This window comes from Erythrobacter longus, assembly GCF_000715015.1.
GTDB lineage: Bacteria > Pseudomonadota > Alphaproteobacteria > Sphingomonadales > Sphingomonadaceae > Erythrobacter > Erythrobacter longus.
This window is the reverse complement of the sequence record NZ_JMIW01000006.1, coordinates 119,641-136,976: the sequence shown is the minus strand read 5'-3', so window position 1 is coordinate 136,976 and position 17,336 is coordinate 119,641. Positions and strand designations below refer to the sequence as shown.

The 17,336-nt window shown below is 56.5% G+C and carries 10 protein-coding genes and 1 tRNA gene; 6 read left to right on the top strand and 5 right to left on the bottom strand.

All coding sequences use genetic code 11. The features are described from left to right. Nucleotides 1–3 precede the first annotated feature (3 nt). The 4 genes from mobF (at nt 4) to EH31_RS12815 (ending at nt 8,118) form a co-directional block, all read left to right on the top strand. Entirely contained in the window at nt 4–2,943 is a 2,940-nt protein-coding gene (mobF, locus tag EH31_RS12830; RefSeq protein WP_034960902.1) for a MobF family relaxase, read from the top strand. A 281-nt stretch (nt 2,944–3,224) separates the two neighbouring features. Then, nucleotides 3,225–4,964 (top strand): hypothetical protein, encoded by a 1,740-nt coding sequence (locus EH31_RS12825; protein WP_034960901.1) that lies wholly within the window; start codon nt 3,225–3,227, stop codon nt 4,962–4,964. Beyond that, nucleotides 4,961–6,751 carry a hypothetical protein gene (locus tag EH31_RS12820; RefSeq protein ID WP_051699243.1) on the top strand — a complete coding sequence of 597 codons (1,791 nt, stop codon included), beginning with the start codon at nt 4,961–4,963 and terminating at the stop codon, nt 6,749–6,751. The genes EH31_RS12825 and EH31_RS12820 overlap by 4 nt, the downstream gene beginning before the upstream one ends. Next, the gene (locus EH31_RS12815; protein WP_034960898.1) at nt 6,751–8,118 is read left to right on the top strand and encodes a hypothetical protein; all 1,368 of its coding nucleotides are present in this window, start codon (nt 6,751–6,753) and stop codon (nt 8,116–8,118) included. Before EH31_RS12820 ends, EH31_RS12815 begins: the two co-directional genes overlap by 1 nt. A gap of 121 nt (nt 8,119–8,239) precedes the next feature. Here EH31_RS12815 and EH31_RS12810 read toward each other — a convergent pair whose 3' ends face one another. From EH31_RS12810 to EH31_RS12795, 4 genes are all read right to left on the bottom strand, one after another. Continuing rightward, nucleotides 8,240–11,518 (bottom strand): DEAD/DEAH box helicase, encoded by a 3,279-nt coding sequence (locus tag EH31_RS12810; RefSeq protein ID WP_034960896.1) that lies wholly within the window; start codon nt 11,516–11,518, stop codon nt 8,240–8,242. Beyond that, nucleotides 11,511–12,308 carry a hypothetical protein gene (locus EH31_RS12805; protein WP_034960894.1) on the bottom strand — a complete coding sequence of 266 codons (798 nt, stop codon included), beginning with the start codon at nt 12,306–12,308 and terminating at the stop codon, nt 11,511–11,513. The genes EH31_RS12810 and EH31_RS12805 overlap by 8 nt, the downstream gene beginning before the upstream one ends. A gap of 246 nt (nt 12,309–12,554) precedes the next feature. Then, nucleotides 12,555–13,700, bottom strand: coding sequence for a tyrosine-type recombinase/integrase (locus EH31_RS12800; RefSeq protein ID WP_034960892.1), 1,146 nt, complete (start codon nt 13,698–13,700; stop codon nt 12,555–12,557). A gap of 149 nt (nt 13,701–13,849) precedes the next feature. Next, a tRNA-Ser gene (locus tag EH31_RS12795) sits at nt 13,850–13,940 on the bottom strand. Nucleotides 13,941–14,278: 338 nt separating this feature from the next. Here EH31_RS12795 and EH31_RS12790 point away from each other — a divergent pair. Together EH31_RS12790 and EH31_RS12785 are read left to right on the top strand one after the other, a co-directional pair. Continuing rightward, nucleotides 14,279–15,253, top strand: coding sequence for a DUF1134 domain-containing protein (locus EH31_RS12790; protein WP_241765923.1), 975 nt, complete (start codon nt 14,279–14,281; stop codon nt 15,251–15,253). Nucleotides 15,254–15,322: 69 nt separating this feature from the next. Next, nucleotides 15,323–16,510, top strand: a complete 1,188-nt coding sequence (locus EH31_RS12785; RefSeq protein WP_034960891.1) for an amino acid aminotransferase — start codon at nt 15,323–15,325, stop codon at nt 16,508–16,510. On the opposite strand, the gene EH31_RS12780 is transcribed toward EH31_RS12785, so the two are convergent. Continuing rightward, the gene (locus EH31_RS12780) at nt 16,479–17,153 is read right to left on the bottom strand and encodes a hypothetical protein (protein WP_152553567.1); all 675 of its coding nucleotides are present in this window, start codon (nt 17,151–17,153) and stop codon (nt 16,479–16,481) included. The genes EH31_RS12785 and EH31_RS12780 overlap by 32 nt on opposite strands. Nucleotides 17,154–17,336 lie beyond the last annotated feature (183 nt).

The window sequence follows — 17,336 nt, the reverse complement described above, 5'->3', positions numbered from 1 at the left end:
GCGATGCTTTCGGTTGCCAATGTGCGCTCGGCTGGCGGTGCTGCGAACTACTTCGCCAATGACAATTACTACACCAAGGCGGACGCCGATCGATCCGGGATCTGGGTCGGCAAAGGTGCCGAGCGGCTGGGTCTTTCGGGTACGGTCGATGCCAAAGCGTTTGAGGCAATCTTGCGCGGAGAATTGCCCAATGGCGAACGTATCGGGCATCAGGGCCAGTATCACCGCGCCGGGACAGATCTGACCTTTTCGTTGCCAAAGAGCTGGTCGCTTCTGGCGCTCGTCGGCAAGGATCAACGGATCATCGACGCGTATCGTTCAGCGGTGGTTGAAACCCTCCAATGGGCGGAGAAAAATGCGGCGCAATACCGCACCGAGAAGGGCGGCAAAGAACGGCTCAATGCGAGCGATAACCTGACCGTTGCCCTGTTCCAGCACGATACCAACCGCAACCAGGAGCCGAACCTCCACTTCCACGCGGTCGTCGCCAACATGACGCAGGACAAGGACGATAAGTGGAGGGCGCTGCGCAACGACAAGCTGTGGCAGCATAATACCTTGCTTAATGCCATGACGATGGCGCGCTTCCGGATCGAGGCTGAGAAACTTGGCTACCGCATTGGTGAATTCGGGAAGCACGGCAATTTCGAGGCCAAGGGCATCGACCGGGATGCGGTGATGGCCTTCTCGACGCGGCGGCAGGAGGTGCTAGAAGCCCGACGCGGCGGCGGGCTTGAGGCGGGTGTAGTGGCAACGCTGGCAACCCGGCAGGCCAAGCAAAGCGATGTCGATCGCGATGCCTTGATGAGCCAATGGGAAGGAAAGGCCTGGGACCACGGGCTCGACCTTGAAGGCATGGTGCGCGACGCCAAGCTGCGTTCGCACGAGCTGACTGTAGCGGCAACGAAGCGGGCAAATGATCGCCCCACTCTACTTGAACGGGGCAAGGCAATGATCGCCAGCGTCGCGGAGCGAATGGGTATCATGGAGGGCGATCCGCTCATTCCCAAGCGGCTTTATATGAAGGGCCGCGAAGAGATTGCGACAGCTCATGCGGTCGCATCGGCGGTGCGGCATTTGTCCGAACGAGAGGCGGCGTTTACCGCCACAGATCTTGCCAAGGCATCGCTCGATTTCGGTTTGCCGACCACGATGAAGTCCGTCGAGAAGCGCATTGGGCAACTTGCTTATCAGGGAGCGCTGTTGCGCGGGCGAGGCGCGCAAAAAGGGTGGTTGACCACATCAGATGCCTTGACGCTGGAGACCCGCATGCTGGCCGAGATCCAAAAGGGAAATGGCGCAGTTAGTCCAATCCTCGAAGCAGACACGGCGGGACCATATCTGCAAGCATCGGCGGCTCTAAACTACGGGATGAAGCTAAACGCAGGGCAGGAAGCAGCTGGACGGTTGATCCTTTCTTCGACCAATCGCGTCGTAGCCGTCCAGGGTGTCGCGGGGGCGGGTAAGTCGAGCGTGTTGCGGCCCCTCAATCAGCTACTGGAAGAGCACGGCAAGCGAGTCATCGGCTTGGGTGTTCAGAACACGCTGGTGCGCATGCTGGAGAAGGATACCGGCATCCCGTCGATGACCCTGCATCGCTTTCTCGGGCAGAATCGTAAGCTGCTCGATGGCTCGGCAGGCAAAGCCGAGATCGCCGCTGCGCGCGACGACTATCGCGACGCTTTCCTGGTTCTCGATGAAGCCTCTATGGTTTCTACCCGCGACCAGGACCGGCTGATCCGGCTTGCCAATCTGCTCAAGGTGGATCGCCTTGTGCTGATGGGTGATGAAAAGCAATTAGGTGCTGTCGAAGCGGGCAAGCCCTTTGCTTTGGCGCAGCGCGCAGGGACCGAAACGGCGCGCATGGACCACAATCTTCGTGCGCGCTCAGATACATTGAAGAGGGCGCAGCAGGCGGCCCAGTCGGGCAAAACCAGCGATGCACTCGAACATCTCAAGGATCATATCGTCGAGGTCCAGGAAGACAGTGCAATCGTTGCGGCAGAACGCTGGCTGTCCCTTCCGCCTGTTGAGCGCGAACGCACATCGATCTTTGCGGCAGGTCGTCGTTTGCGCTCTGAGATAAATGCCGCAGTCCAGACAGGGCTTGCCGCCAACGACGAAATCGGACCAGCGAGCGCAAGGCTTGCGGTTCTGACCCGTGTGAATGCGACACGCGAGGAATTGCGCTACGCGCGCAATTACGCGCCGGGCATGGTGCTTGAAGTGGCAAGCCGCCAATCGCGCCATGGGCTCGGACGCGGAAGCCATGAGGTCGCCGCTATCGATACCGAGAAGGGTGTTGTTACGCTTCGCGATGAGCGAGGGCATTTGCGCCGCTTCGTGCCAGCAAGGTTGTCGGCGAAGGGTAGCGACCAAACATTGCAGCTGTTCGAGAAGAAGGATCTCGATCTCTATACCGGGAGCGCCATCCGTTGGACGGCGAGCGACCATAGACGTGGAATGATAAATGCAGACCGGGCAACAGTCACCGCGATCGATCAGGATGGGGTTACGGTCATGAGCTCCAGCGGCATGGAGCATAGACTGAAGCCGAACGACCCGATGCTGAAGCGGATCGACCTCGCCTATGCGCTCAACGCCCATATGGCGCAGGGCCTCACGGCAGATAAGGGGATCGCCGTGCTCGACAGCCGCGAGCGGCGACTGCTCTCGCAGCGCAATTTCCTCGTTACGATCACGCGATTGCGGGACGAGCTCACGCTGATCGTCGACAACCGGGACAAGGTTGGGCGAGGGATTGCTACCAATCTGGGCGAGAAGACATCAGCCACTGAAATCACCGAGCGACTTGGCCTAGCGGCAGCCAAGGGACAGCGCGCTAGTCAGATCCAAGCAACCAATCACGAACTACCGGTTGAAAGAGAAAAGGCACCAGAGCTGACCAAAGAGCGGATAAAGCCGTTCGAGATTGGCTTGTAGCGAAAGGGGATGAAGTGGGCCTAGTGTGGACGAACGGCTATCAATGCGAAATTTTAGAGAAGCTGTCATCACCACCGCTCAAGGTTTTGCTGAGTGGAACAGTTGTCAGCTTCTAAATTGGGTGGAACAACGGGGTTCGGCTCTAGTCCCAGCTCGGGAGCGATTCTGGGTTCTTTGTCAATCCGTTACGCATCTTAGGCTAGTTGACCAGCGAGGGCCGATATACAGCCTGTTTCAAGGACTTCGATGAAGGACGCTTAGATTGTAATTGTGAGGGTAACTTGGCGCTAAAAGACGAAATAACTTCAAGTTACAAATCTGGCACGCTTCCAGAACTATTTGTTGAACGGGTGAGAAAGCGGCGTTCCGCAGATGTCGGCACCAAATTTCGTGCGAAGGTGTGCAGGCTTCATAATGATGGCATGATCGATGTCCTTGTGGCCGCGCGATCCATCGTGACTGCCACGATCAATCAACATGACTTCTTCACGGTCATGATGGTCTACTGCGATTTGATTCCGGCACTGAATGCTGAAGTCTCTGATATGCTTAACGCCGTGAAGGCATTGGTAGCGCGTGCAGGCAACGATGGTGCAGCAGGGATGCCGAATGGCGCATTCCGGGAGTGGGCTGAGCAGGGCGAGCGGGCCAAGGCCGTGCTTGCCGCAATCGATACCGACGATCCTGAAGACTCAGCATATATCTATCTGGCACTGCAGGCGCTCGCCAAGTCCGATCCCGGTGAGGCCTTGGCTCGCGCGCTCGCTCATCTAGCCGACGTTCAGCCGGCGACCCGTTCGGCGGCTGCAAAGGCCATTGGCACGATGGAACTGGCATCGGCTAAATCTTTGGAGGAGGCTGGCAAGGCACTTATGGCCGCAGCTATTGCGTCTGACGACAAAACTCTGGGCCACGTCATGACCGCAGCGTGCGAAATAGCGCGCGCCCACCCACACATGGAAGACTGGGCTTGCCAGGTTCTGAAGAGCTCCGAACCAAACGCTTCGGAGCACGCGCTACACCAGCTTTCGCTAGAGCTCATGTTCCACGGGGAAGAATTGCTTCCTTCGCTTGTCGCAAACGCCACAACCATTCTCCAAAAGGTCGAATTGAAGAACAGCGCAACGATCAGCAATATTGGCAGCGCTGCGCGCAAACTGGTTGATCATGGCCGTCTCGACGAAGCAATGACGCTCGTTACAAAAATGATCGCCAAGCACCGTGAGCTCGCTTCACTTGAGGCCTTCGATGGGTTCGCTTCATCCTTGCGGAAGCTAGATTCCGAGCAACTAGCCAACGTAATTCTTGATTGGCTTGGGTCATTGGATCCGAACCTTGGTCAAGCCACAATGTCTCTAACAGCAGGACACTATGGCAAATCGCCATTGATCCTGACAGCGGCAGAAGCGACGCTCGCTAGGCCGGATGACGAGCTCCTTTTGCTGGCCCATCGAGCAATCGGGTATCTATTTCTCCATCCTATCACGGCTGCATCACTGGTTCTCAGCTTGATGCACGGAGTTGGTGACAAGGCGGCAGAGGCAATGCAAGATATCCTTTTCGACCCGCTTCTCATAAACTTTTCAGGAGAATTGGCCGATTGGCTGAAGGAGGGCGCCAAGGATGAAGTCGATCCTGTCCAGCCGGCGATCATCGACCTTCTGGCCCGGTTAGATGAGTACATTGAGGGGCTTCGAGCAGCCGGCGAGATAGAGGAGCTCATTCCTTCCGAGCGCGAACGCATGATCGAGGGTCATCGGCAACATGAATCGATGCGCCAATCGCACAAAGAGGCCGAAAAGAAGTCCGTCCTGTTGTCGATAGTTAGCCGCTCCGTGCTTCTCTACGGAACACGTTCCATCAGCAAATTCGTCGGCATGGATGGAGAAGAGCAGCGCAATGAAATGCCGCTACATAGCTTCCATCACAGCTTCGAGACGCCGCGGCTCGATATTTTGGAACCTTTCGATCTCGACTACACCTTGCGGGTCTTCCGTGCGATGCGCTCGGTGACGTTATGAAGCTCGTCATCCGTGAATATCTCGCATCGTTGCGCGAGCGTGGCGAGCTCGACGCGGTTCTTCCTGACCTCCTTACCGAGCTAGGTTTCACTGTATACTCACGACCAGGGCGTGGAACGCGTCAGTATGGGGTCGATGTGGCTGCCGTTGGAGAAGGCCAAGACGGCGTTCGCCGGGTGCATCTTTTCTCGGTCAAGTCAGGTGATCTCGACAGGACCGAATGGAATACAGCCTCGCCGCAGAGTTTGAGGCCCTCACTCGACGAGATACTCGATCACTATGTGTGCAGTCGCATTCCGCCTGAATATTCAGACCTACCGGTAGCCATCTGTCTTACCTTCGGCGGCGCAATCAAAGAGGAGGTCCGCGCCGAGGTGACCGGCTACATGACCCGTAATTCCAGTGACCGGATCACATTCGAAGAATGGAACGGCGACCGTCTTGCGGAAGTGGTGCTCCAAGGCATTTTGCGTGAAGACCTTTTTCTAGGCGCGATGCGCGGACACCTGCGCAAAAGCGTCGCAATGGTCGAACAGCCTGATGTGTCCCTTGAGCACTTTGGCCGTCTACTTCGAGCCGTCGTTGGGGCCCCTGGCAAGACTGCGGCCGACAGATTGTCGCAGGCCAGATTAATCAACATCTGCGTCTGGATCATGTTCGTCTGGGCGCGAGAGGCTGACAATGTCGAAGCACCGTTTCTCGCGAGTGAGCGGTCTCTTCTTGAAGCTTGGGAGCTGCTTAAGAAAGACGTCGCGCGTGGCGGCAAGACCGCCGCCAATGCGGGGGCGGTAATCAATGAACTGGCCAACCTTCATTTCTCGATTTGGGATGAGTTATTCGAAGCTAAAATCCTTCCCCATGCGGGGGTCCGTCACGCGCTTTCCTCGGCGGTCAGTTCTCCCGCTTCAGTCGACGTCAATTTGAAGCTTTTCGATTTGATCGGACGCTTGGCGATGCGAGGCCTGTGGATCGTCTGGGAACTTTCACCTGCCACCGGCCCGGTTCTGCTCGATGACGATTATCTGACTTCTTTGCCGGAGGTGCTTCAGGAAGCCAATTTGGACAAGATCAAGCTGATCGATCGGCTCTGTCACCATATGATGCAGATCGTGAGCAACAATCGAGCGTTGCTATCACCTGTCGCCGATTGGCAGGCTATAGATATTGCGCTCGCATTTACATTGCTGGCTTCCAGACCAAATGCGCATGGCGCGATCGACGAATGGGCAGAAGAATTGGCAAAGCGCTCGATCTTCGCGTTTAACGTCCACGGTCGTTATCCGATTACAAGCCACTCGTATTGGGATTTGGTCGAGCACCCTTCGGAGCCTAGCGAGGAATACCGCAAGGCCAATACTGAAGGGAGCATTCTCTTTCCGATGCTGGCGCTGTGGGCTGCAGCGCGCGGCAAGCGAGAGCTTCTTGACGAGATTGCCAAATTCAAATCGGAGGCGCTTGAGCACTGCACATTCCAAACTTGGCTGCCGAGCGAAGATAGCGAAGCAAATCTCTATCTGGGGCGTCACAACCACGGCGCGGCGCTTACCGGCATTCCAGTGACGACTGGCACATCTGACACGCTATACTACGTACTCGAGGAAGCCAGAAGTAACACGCATTTCGATGATCTTTCTGCAGTCCGCCTTGGTCATTGGGTGCTCGTCCCAATGGCATGTCGCAGCCAACGCTTGCCTATCCCGCCCCAGTTGTGGCGAGAACTACTTCTGGCGGTGGGCACTGGGAAGCCTGACGCCGATGATGGTTACAACGGCGACGACGGCAAGTGATGCTCGGTCCCGCCACGACATACCTCAGGCCGCTCACAGAGCAGATTGTCGATGAGATAATTGACAATGCTGGAGGTCGGCGCGCACATCCGGATCAGGCGCAAAAGAAAAAAACGAATGCCGACTACATCCTTGGTGAAACCGTGATCGAATTGAAGATCATGGAAGATGAGGGCTTGGACAAAGCACCCCGTCAAGCCAAGTTGGCCGCGCTTTTTACCGAGCTAGATCCGGAACGACCGGTTCACGTCCTCGATCGCGATCGGCTCGATGCGTCAGCGCAGCGAGCATACGACAATGCGATGGAAAGCCCCATCAAGAGCGCTGTCAGGAAAGCGAAGGGGCAAATGAAGCAAACGCGCTTGGAATGCCCTGAAACTACGCGGTCCGTGCTTCTGCTGATTAACAGCATGAACACCGCTTTGGATCACGACGAGATTGTCGCTCTCGCGGGTCGCCGCGCGCGCACTTACATCGGCGATATTGATGGCGTCGTCGTGGCTGGCGCCTACTTGCATAGCGATGGCTTTGATTCCCTCGCTATCTGGCCGATTGAGTACGTTGCAGTCTCACTCGACAAAGAATTTGCTGAGTTTCCAGCGCTACGAGCGGCGTTCAATGAGTATGCGGAGCGCGCAATGACCGAGATAATCACGAGCCCGAATGCCGCTCAAATGACCAAGGGCCCGGTCCTAGACAGCGAGTTCGATGTCGACGGGCAGACATTCGTGAAACCCGCTCCACCGCTAGGTTCCTCTTCTGATTTCTATATCGGCGGTCGCCCTAGGCTGAACAGCACAGGCATCGATACCAGCCCGACGGTAGGTCTCATTTTCCCTGAACTCAATCGGCGTGAATGGGCCAGATTTCGAGAATACATGCCTTGTGATCCAGACCTCGGTGAGACCTATGAAGATTGGCTTCAGGAACGCGAACATGCGGTTTCGCAAGGGCACAGCCTCAAACCATTCTTAGCTGTGCGGACAACTTTCGATGGATGGATCGAGGCAATCGAGGAGTCCGATGCCCCGAGCCACTTTGCATCAGTAAAGGACTACGCAAACAAACTTTATCAAGACGCGATCGTGAAGGTGATTGAGGGTGCTCAGGATCTGGGCAAATGCACGATCGTGCCGAAGCGCTACGTTCTCGCGGTCACCGAAGTGATCGGTCAGGACCAAGCAAACGATACCTCGCACATCTTCATCGTTGAAGAGTTCGGGGATGCAGAGCCGCGGATGATCAAACTGGTCTCAAATGCGCGAATTTTTCATCTCCATGCGTGCACCCTTGGAGCATCCTATGCCGTCAAATTCGGAATCATGAATCTCCGTTGGAAGAAGGATCTGACCTACGCTTGGGCCTAGCGCCTCATTGATCTCGATTCACCGAACTGTTCGTACAGGGCGCATGCTTCTGTTGGCATGGTTTACGGCAACGGTAATGCGGTGCGCATTAAGGAAAGCGCCGAGCCTCGGAGCGAATTTTTTATAATTCACTAAATTGGCTCAAGGCAGAAGCCTTTCGATATCGATCCATAGTATCTTCGAATGGCTCATTTGGCTTTCCATCCTGGAAATACGGTAGCAATTCCGTATACTTTGTTCGCGCGGCAACGCGAGAAATGGAGCGGCCTATCGACAGGCGGGTGGCAAGGTTTTCCGGACTGTCACAACCCTCGCGAACGCAGCTCCCGAGCGTTGCAATAACCAAGGGTATCGCCTCGTCTTCCTCATCCTGTGCTGCAAGCAAACGCGCGGGCAAACCCGCTACAAAGGCGAGGTCAGGGACGATACGAAGCGCGAAGTGGCGTGCATGCTTGCATTTTGCTTTGTCTTCCTTCGGGTGACATGCCTCAATCACGTTCAGCGGAGAGCCCTTCATCCAAAGCCTGAGCATTGCAGAAACAACTGGAAGGGCGAACGCGCCCCTGTCGCGTTCAGACGTCAATTTGCCATACTCGCCACCAAACAAGCCTTGGATATTTTCCGGACGTACTAACTTAAGAAAGCTGTCCGGATTGGACTCGAACCATTCGAGCAGCGCGTCGCGAGCAGCCTCTGTACTCTCGCGAGTTTTTGTGTCTTCGTACAAGTTTGACAGTTCGTGGAGAATATCAACCGATACGCCAGTCAACCCAGACACGCGGTTGAGCCATTTGGCATCGTCTTTTGGTTCTGCACTTTTTCGCGCAGCGAACGCGGAAGCGATACGGCTTTCGACCCAATCGGCATCTCCTCTTTGTCGCGCTCGGTAGGCGGCAAACGACCGAGATATGATATCTCTGATCGGCGCATCGCTTGCATTCTCGTCCGAAGCTGGCAGGCGGCTTAAGAAGTATGCCGGCATCCCTTGTTCGAATGCGCCTGCGTGGATCTTATCGAGCAGGATGGTCGTTGGATCGTCAATCACGAGGCATTGATCGCTCTGAGCAAAAATCGATTGCAAGGTAAGCCAGTGTGAGTTGATAAGGTTCGACTTGTTATCGAACTCAACGACACGGCTTGGTACAACAAGCACGAATCCTTGCGAGTTTTCGCCTGCCCGCCCCGCACGTCCTGCAGCGTTCAGCAACTCGTGGGCTTCGAGTTGGGCCATCTTGTCGACTTCCGGATCGAAGCGACTATCACCCGATATAATCACAACCTCGCTCGGCAAGTTCATACCTTGAGCCAGTGTCGAGGTGGCAAAAAGAACGTCAATGCCGTCCTTCCGCTTGAAAAGGGATTCGTGTAGCAGTCGTTCTTCGCGGAGAAGCAGCCCATGGTGGCTGGCTGCGCCGCCGACGACCTGCCCATCAGCTGTAGGCTGCAAATAGCAGTGATCAGCGCCACCCATTTCTTCAGCGGCCACGCGATGCCACCTAAGCTCTTCGTCGGTGAGCTTGACCCTAGGCGACTTCAGCAAACTCGGGAATTCCCTCACCGATGCTTCTGACAAAACGGTGGACTGAACGAACACGAGCGTCTTGAGACCGCTTGACGCTGAAGCTGCGGCGATCAGCGCGCTCGTGTGGTTGCCGTTTGGCGTGAGATACCAGGCGCCACCTTTTGATCTGCCAGTGGAAAGATGGTGCGCCTCATCGAGAAGAGGTTGTAGTGTGTAATCGCTCCGATCCTTGCTGGCCCAAGTTTGCAAAAGACTGAAAAAACCGAATGGCTGAGCAACCAATTCGCGTTTGATCGCAGCAGGTGGATTCCTGTGGGTTGGAAAATCTTTCCTCGCCTGCCGAAGGTTGGTTGTAAGCTCTTTAACGGTATCGGCAGGATAAACGACGCTACCTCGAACTTGCCTTGTTGGCTTCCATGCTAGGCTAAGGGAGAGGCAGGCTCGGCCCGTCAATTCCTCCAGCCATTGCGCGATTTCATCGGCATTCTTCATCATTGCCGAAAGCATGAGCAAATCTGCCTCTGGCGCAGCTACAGAGAGGTTTAAGATCGCGAGCATTGAATCGATGCTGCGGCGGCTGCGATCAGAATCTCGAGGATGAAGCAAATGGCATTCGTCAAAAACAATGAGGCCGAGGTCCGCAAATGCTTCTGGCTGCGTTGTCAGGAGCATCAAGCAACGCTCTGGTGTGGTGACGATAACCTCGGGCAGAACAACGATGTCAGAGAACGTCACTTCGTCCTCGACGTCACCGACGATTTCGAAGGTATTGAAGGAATCTTTGAGCGCGCGCGTCGTCTGATCGACGAGTGCGTGGGTGGGCACCAGAAAGACCACCTTTTCGCCCCGAATGAGTGATGCTGCTATCTTTAGCTCGGCGAGAGTAGATTTACCGCCACCAGTCGGGAAACTGATCGCGGAGGATGTCCCCTTCTCGAGATAGTTGCTGGCGATCGCATCGCGGTGATTTCGCCACAAGAAGGGGCGCTTGCGGGCCATTCGTCGAATGATTTGCCACCAGGCATCGTCGTCGACGCCTTGCGGACCTGGCAGGCGGGTCAGAGCGGACTCGATGAGGTCGCGCTCCACCGCGATAAGGAGGTTGGCCAAATGCAGCGGGCCGGGGAATAGATTAAAGATATGATCGCCGGTTTCGAACACATCCTCAAGCTGACCGACGCTTAGCTCTTTAACCCGCATGAAATAGCTAGAGGCGGGTTCGATGCCTCCTGCGGCCGGGTCCAAGTCTACCCGCGACAGCAGTCGTATCGCTAGCTTTTTGACCCCCTTGAGCAGCTCCAGATATAGGGCGTCGATAGCCTGTTCCGGCGTTGACTGGTCAGTGTCGATGTCCGGCATATCCTGCAGCCCGACGTCTCGAAGGCGTCCAGTGGCGAGCAATTTGATTGAAGTTAGGAGCGCCCGTTCCACCGCCGTCCCGTCTTCGAGATTTATTGAAATGCGTTTCGCGCATTCGGCGGCATCAGCATGGGCTTCCGCGACCATGAACAGAAGTGCTGCACAGATTTCAGGAGCGACGCTCGCGCCATCTAAATATGAAGGCTCGTCCCCATCGGCCACGGAGCCTATAAGACAGACCTGATGGGCGGAAGCAGCCACGAATGCGGCAGCGGCGCGATTGTCACGCTCGGGCAAGAGTGCCACAAATGCCTCATGCGCGGCGGCCAGCCGGCGGACCTCAAGCAATGTTTCTTTAAGCGTTTCGGAAGCTTGCTCAGTCTCTTCGCCGCGAAGCCTAATTCTTGCGGCGACGATGTCGGCGAATGCCTCGGTAAGGCGTTTTGGAAGCGCTTCCAGGTCGAGTCCTTCTAGCGGCGGCGAAGCGGCGATCAACGCGGATGTTATTGGATCAAACATTCGCAATCGCCTTGATTTTTTCCGCAACCAAATGAGAAAAGTTGGCCATCCACTCTCGAAGATCGTCAAAGTGCATGGTTTCGGCACGGCGACGGATAACATCGCCGGCTGCCGACGCGTCGTAATGCTTGAAGAGCTTTTTGCGCTGATCGCCGGGTTTGTGCTTATCGTCGATACTGATGCTCACGCGATAGCGGCGCGCCTCCTGCCACAAGATGCGATCGATCGCGTCGTCGATATCCAAGTCTGGATATTGATGTTGTTGCCGTTCGAGAATTGCGGACGCTTCGTGAGTAAGCTCAGCGATCCGACCACCAGCCTCGAGATCCGCGATATCGGGCCATACATCCCGCTTAATTGTCCTGCGTGCATTCTCGGTCGCCTTGTCCTCGAAAATGACGACTGCGTTGACTGACTTGCCGTCACCCGAAATTTCTAGCTGCACGCCGTCAAAGCCCTTGTGCGCATGGAAGATGTGAGGCGGTGCTAGCACTGCTCCCTGTTTTTCCTGATTGGCAGCAATCCAAGATATCATCTGGAACAACCAGCCATCTCGATGCCAAGGATCACCATTTTTTGCGACCTTAAGCTTTTTAAGCGCGTCTGCCGCGTGCTGAGCGGAACCCACCGGAGCTGTGCCCGTTAGGCCTTCGAGGACTTGCGCAATATGCCGATACTGCCCCAACGCCACTCGTGCCACGCGTTCAGCCAAAATGTCGATGTCCTCGACTTCCCATTCCCAGCCGTGGCACAGATTTTCATGGTCTATTTGTTTAAGAACTAACGTCATATTTCCTTTGGTTCAGAATATACTAGTACTTTCGTTAATCAAACTACGATTTTATTTGCAAAAACTCCAATCTCGACATTTGCCGGGCGGCGTCCGTGACACTAGGCCAATTGAGAAGCCCAGCCCATTCTTTAGGGGCGTTGCGTGGCGCTCCCACGGTGCACCAAGCGGCAGCTTCCGGCTAGGCCTAACGCGGTTGGCTATGACTTAGATTGGGGCGCAAACATGCCATCGGCATTCGTGCCTTCAGCGCGCTGCGAACTTAGCCCAGTCAGTCATCAGCGGTTTGCGTTTGTCGAGGTAGTCGGTGCGCCGATAGGCTGCTTCGACCTTGTTCGCGATTGTATGAGCCAACGCGGCTTCTGCCACCTCACCCGGATAGCTAGTCTTTTCGGCTACCCAGTCGCGAAACGACGAGCGGAAGCCATGAACAGTGTAATCGTCTCCCTTGTCGCGCAGGATCTTGAGCAGGGTCATATCTGACAATTGGCGACGCGGGTTCTGTCCTGGGAAGACAAGATCGCTGACGGGCGAACGGAACGCTTTCGCTCGCTTGAGAACATCCAACGCCGCTTCCGACAGCGGGACAACGTGGAGGGTTCCTGCCTTCATGCGTTCAGCGGGAATCGTCCAAAGCTTCTTCTTGACGTCTATCTCGTTCCAGCGCGCGCCGCGAACTTCGCCGGAGCGAGAGGCAGTCAAGATCAGGAATTCCAATGCGAGACGGCCGACCGAGGAGCGCCCACGCAACCATGTCACGAATGCGGGGAGGTCAGGGTAGGGCATCGCGGCGAAATGGCCTTGCTTCTTGGGCTGGCGCGGAAGGCCACGAATAACAGAGCGAATCGGGGCTTCAGTCTCACGAAAACCCTTTGCGCAGGCCCAATCCAGCACCGATCCGATCCGTTGCCGTACCCGCCGCGCGGTTTCTGGCTTTGTCAGCCAGATCGGAGAAAGCGCATCGCGGATTGCAGGTCCCTCTATCTCCGAAACGAGTTTGTCGCCTAAAGTCGGAAAAGCGTAGGTTTCGAGCGTGTTGATCCACTGCGCTTGATGCTTTCCGTTCTTCCAGGCTGCCTTGTGCTCCTCATGGACAAGCTTGGCGGCATCGCGAAACGAAGGGATGACCAACGCTTCTTTTTCACGCTCTGCCAGAACGTCGATGCCCGCCTTCATTTCCTTGCGAAGCGCCCTCGCGGCCTCTCGAGCTTCTCCAAGTGGCAAGTCAGCGAGGGTGCCCAAACCGATGTCTCGGCGCTTTCCATTGGCCTGAATCCGGACAATCCAACTACCTTTGCCTTTTGCGGCAAGTTTGAGGATCAGACCTTCTCCGTCGGAATAGCGGCCTGGTTCAGTCAGGTTCTTGACCCCCATCGCCGTTAATTTCCCCATCGCTCGCTCCTTCCAGACCCACACTCAGACCCACACTCGTCGCCGGATGCATAGGAACATATAGAGAACAATACGGACGACGAAAAGCGAAAAAACGCCGCATTTCTGCGGTTTTGAGGACTATAAGGGATTGTCTGGGAAAAGCGAGGTGGCGGAGACGGAGGGATTCGAACCCTCGATACCCGTAGTAGGTATGGTTCCTTAGCAGGGAACTGGTTTCAGCCACTCACCCACGTCTCCGCTGACGCATGTGCTTGCGTTTGGCTGTGAGCGGCGGCGTATAGTCAAGGGTTTCACACCCGGCAAGGGGCCAATGTGCATGATTTGCCAGTTTGCTGGCCTACTTCAGTCGGTAATCGCCCCAGGCGACCAACCTTCCGCGCATTCAGCGTGAGTTTAAGGTGCCTCCTTCATCTTCGGTTGATCGCGTTTTCGATTCGCTTGGCCGAGGAGCATTTGCTGCCGCGACCTAATGCGACTCTGTTAATGCGTGGGGGTACATGGCCAGCGTATCGAGCCCGGAGTCCAAGGCTCAACACAAAAGGTCGAGAGCGCGCGTCAGACATAAGGTTTTTAACATGCTTGGATACATTCTTCGCAAAGCCACGAAACGAAACTCCGCGACAAAAGGCGGCCTTTTCGCGTCTGTCATAGTCGGAGCCTGCGCCGCTGTGCTCGTAGGAGTGTCCCTTCCTGCTCATGCTCAGGAAATGGAGACATTTGACCCCAATGCCGCCTTTGAAACGGCTGAACGCGAGGCCGCAGACGTTGGCGCCGCAGCAGGTGCAATTGACGGAGACATTGATGCGTCGGCATACCGCACTGCCCCTGCGCTCGATCGTGACGGCGCGTCCGCGGTTGAGCCGGGCTTTACCGATGGTAGCATCGACGGCGACATGAATTCCGCTAGGGACATGAATTCCGGCAGGGACTGGGACAATTCGGCGCAAATGGAAAGCTGGGGGCCTGATATTGTCTCCGATGCTGCAGCCGAACAAGACGCGCAGCCAGTGCCAGAGTGGGCCAGTCCTGCTCAACGACCCGCCGTGGTTGATGCGGCTGCTGGGGCGGACACCTACGCTGAAGATGACCTGATTGGCGCAGCCGAAGGCATATTTGGCAAAGGTGCCAAAGGCCTTGCTGGACTTATCGAAGATCTTTTGCGCAAGCAGGGTGAGCCCAATGGCTACATCGTCGGGCGCGAGGCCGGCGGCGCTTTCATCTTTGGCGCGCGTTATGGTTCGGGGACGTTGCATCACAAGATCGAAGGCGAGCGCCAAGTCTATTGGACCGGCCCATCGCTTGGGTTTGATGCAGGCGCGAATGCGGGCAACACCTTTGTGCTTGTCTACAACCTGTTCGATAGCGAAGATATCTTCCGCCGCTATCCCGCTGGTGAAGGGCAGGCCTATCTGGTGGGCGGCCTGCACGCCTCTTATATGCGCCGCGGCGATGTGGTTCTGATCCCCATCCGCATGGGCGCAGGGCTGAGATTGGGCGTTAATGCTGGCTATATGCGCTTTTCCAAAAAACAGCGCTGGTTGCCGTTCTAAGCCACTCTTTTGAGGTTGAACATGCAAAGGTGGTTGCAGTGGCGCGCTTGGTGCGTATGACGCTTGGCCATGCTCGACAGACTCGAAGAACAGGCCCCCGACGCGCTGCTGGCGCTGATCAAACTCTACGCAGCCGACACGCGGGCTGACAAAATCGACCTTGGTGTCGGCGTCTATCGCACAGGGCAGGGCGATACGCCTGTCTTTGGCGCGATTAAGGGCGCGGAGCGTTGGCTGGTCGAAAATCAGGACAGCAAATCGTATCTCGGGCCTGAAGGCGATATGGGTTTTGTCCATGCGTTGATGCCCTACATCTTTGGGTCGGATGCAACGATGGGCGGACGGCTTGAAGGGATGCAGACGCCCGGCGGCACGGGTGCGGTCCGCCTTGCGATTGCTCTTGCCAAGCAGATGGGCATCACAAAGCTGCATATGGGCACGCCAAGCTGGCCCAACCATGCGCAGATCATTCGCGATGTGGCCCTTGATTGGCAGGCGTTTGATCACGCCAATCCCGACGGCACAGCCAATGTTGAGGCAGTGCTTGCCGCGATAAACGGGGCAGGGCCGGGTGAGGCCGTCTTGGTCCATGGTTGCTGTCATAACCCCACTGGCATTGATTATTCCTCTGACGATTGGGACGCGATTGGCGATGCGTTTGCGGCCTCTGGCACATTCCCGATTATCGACACCGCTTACCAGGGTCTGGGTTTTGGCATGGAAGAGGATGCGAGCGGCATGCGCAGCGTTCTTGCCAAGGTGCCTGAGGCCTTCATCTGTTATTCCTGCGACAAGAACTTTGGGATGTACCGCGACCGTGTGGGCGCGTTCTACATCCTGTCACAGGCCGGGGCTGAGGGCGCTGCGACCCTTGGTAAAGCCTTTTCCAACGCCAACGCCTTGGCCCGCGCAAGCTGGTCCATGCCGCCTGACCATGGCGCGGCGGCCGTGCGGGTTATCCTGCGCGATCCTGAGCTCACCCAGGAATGGCTGGATGAGCTTGCCCAAATGCGTGCCCGGATGCGGCAAGTGCGTGAACGGCTTGGTGAGGCGGGCCAAACGGGCGGTGTTGATCTGTCCCCGCTTGCAATCCAGAACGGTCTGTTCTCGACTTTGCCCGTCAGCAAGGAGCAAGTCGTCCAACTGCGCGAAGAGCACGGCATTTACATGGCAGGCTCTGGCCGCATCAACATTGCAGGTTTGACGATGGACAATATCGACAAATTCATCGGTGCGATCGGGGAAGTGACGGGCTGATCGGTTGCTCCTTGCGCTTTTGCCGCAATAGTTGCGATTTCCTCTTGGTTTGGCACACCCAAGTGGGCTCTTCTAAAAGTTTGATACCCCCTTCGTCGTCCGCTTTGGAGGGCTGGCTTTTGTGCCCCCGGTCCAGCCGTGATAACAGCCGCAAAAGCGCGCTATTGTCGGGTTTTTGCGCAATAGAACGCATTTTTCCGCGAAAGATCACCGGGCGCAACTGACCTTGTTCAACGCGCCAAAACAGCTCTTCTTGTGTCAACTTTCGCCAATCGACCACTCGCCTGCGTTTTTTGAGCCCTTGGCCCATGGTTTGGCCCTGTTGCAGATGTAGTGGCCCTTCTTGTGGCCCTTGTTGTGGCCCTGCCAATATCGCATCCCAGTTTTTGGCAAAGCTTGTCGCCCCCGGCCTTTGGCGCAGCTTGTATGCGCTCGCCCGGCTGCGCCCGACGGCCTTTGCCGCTGCTGCGACCGAGCCGGTGACATAAAGCTGGGCCAGAAAGGCGCATTGCACCGTGAGGCTCCATCCATCCTTGCGCGTGCGCAGTTTCACCGGCGTGAAGCTTTGCGGACGCGAACGGGTAGAGCACGGCTTGCGGCGTGACTTTGGGACGCGGCGTTTGGTCGAGGGGCATTGGGTCATAGCCGATGCAGCAAGCCACAAAACGCACCCTGTAGGAAAGGGTGTGGGAACTCTTTCAGGAATGCGCGAGCCTGCCCTCCCCCAAATCATGGTTAGCAGCCCTCGGCACTTTTCCTAGGGTTTAGTCCCAAGGGGCACAGGGCGGCAGCTGGTAACCCTTTTGGTCGACTTAGGAGAAACGCA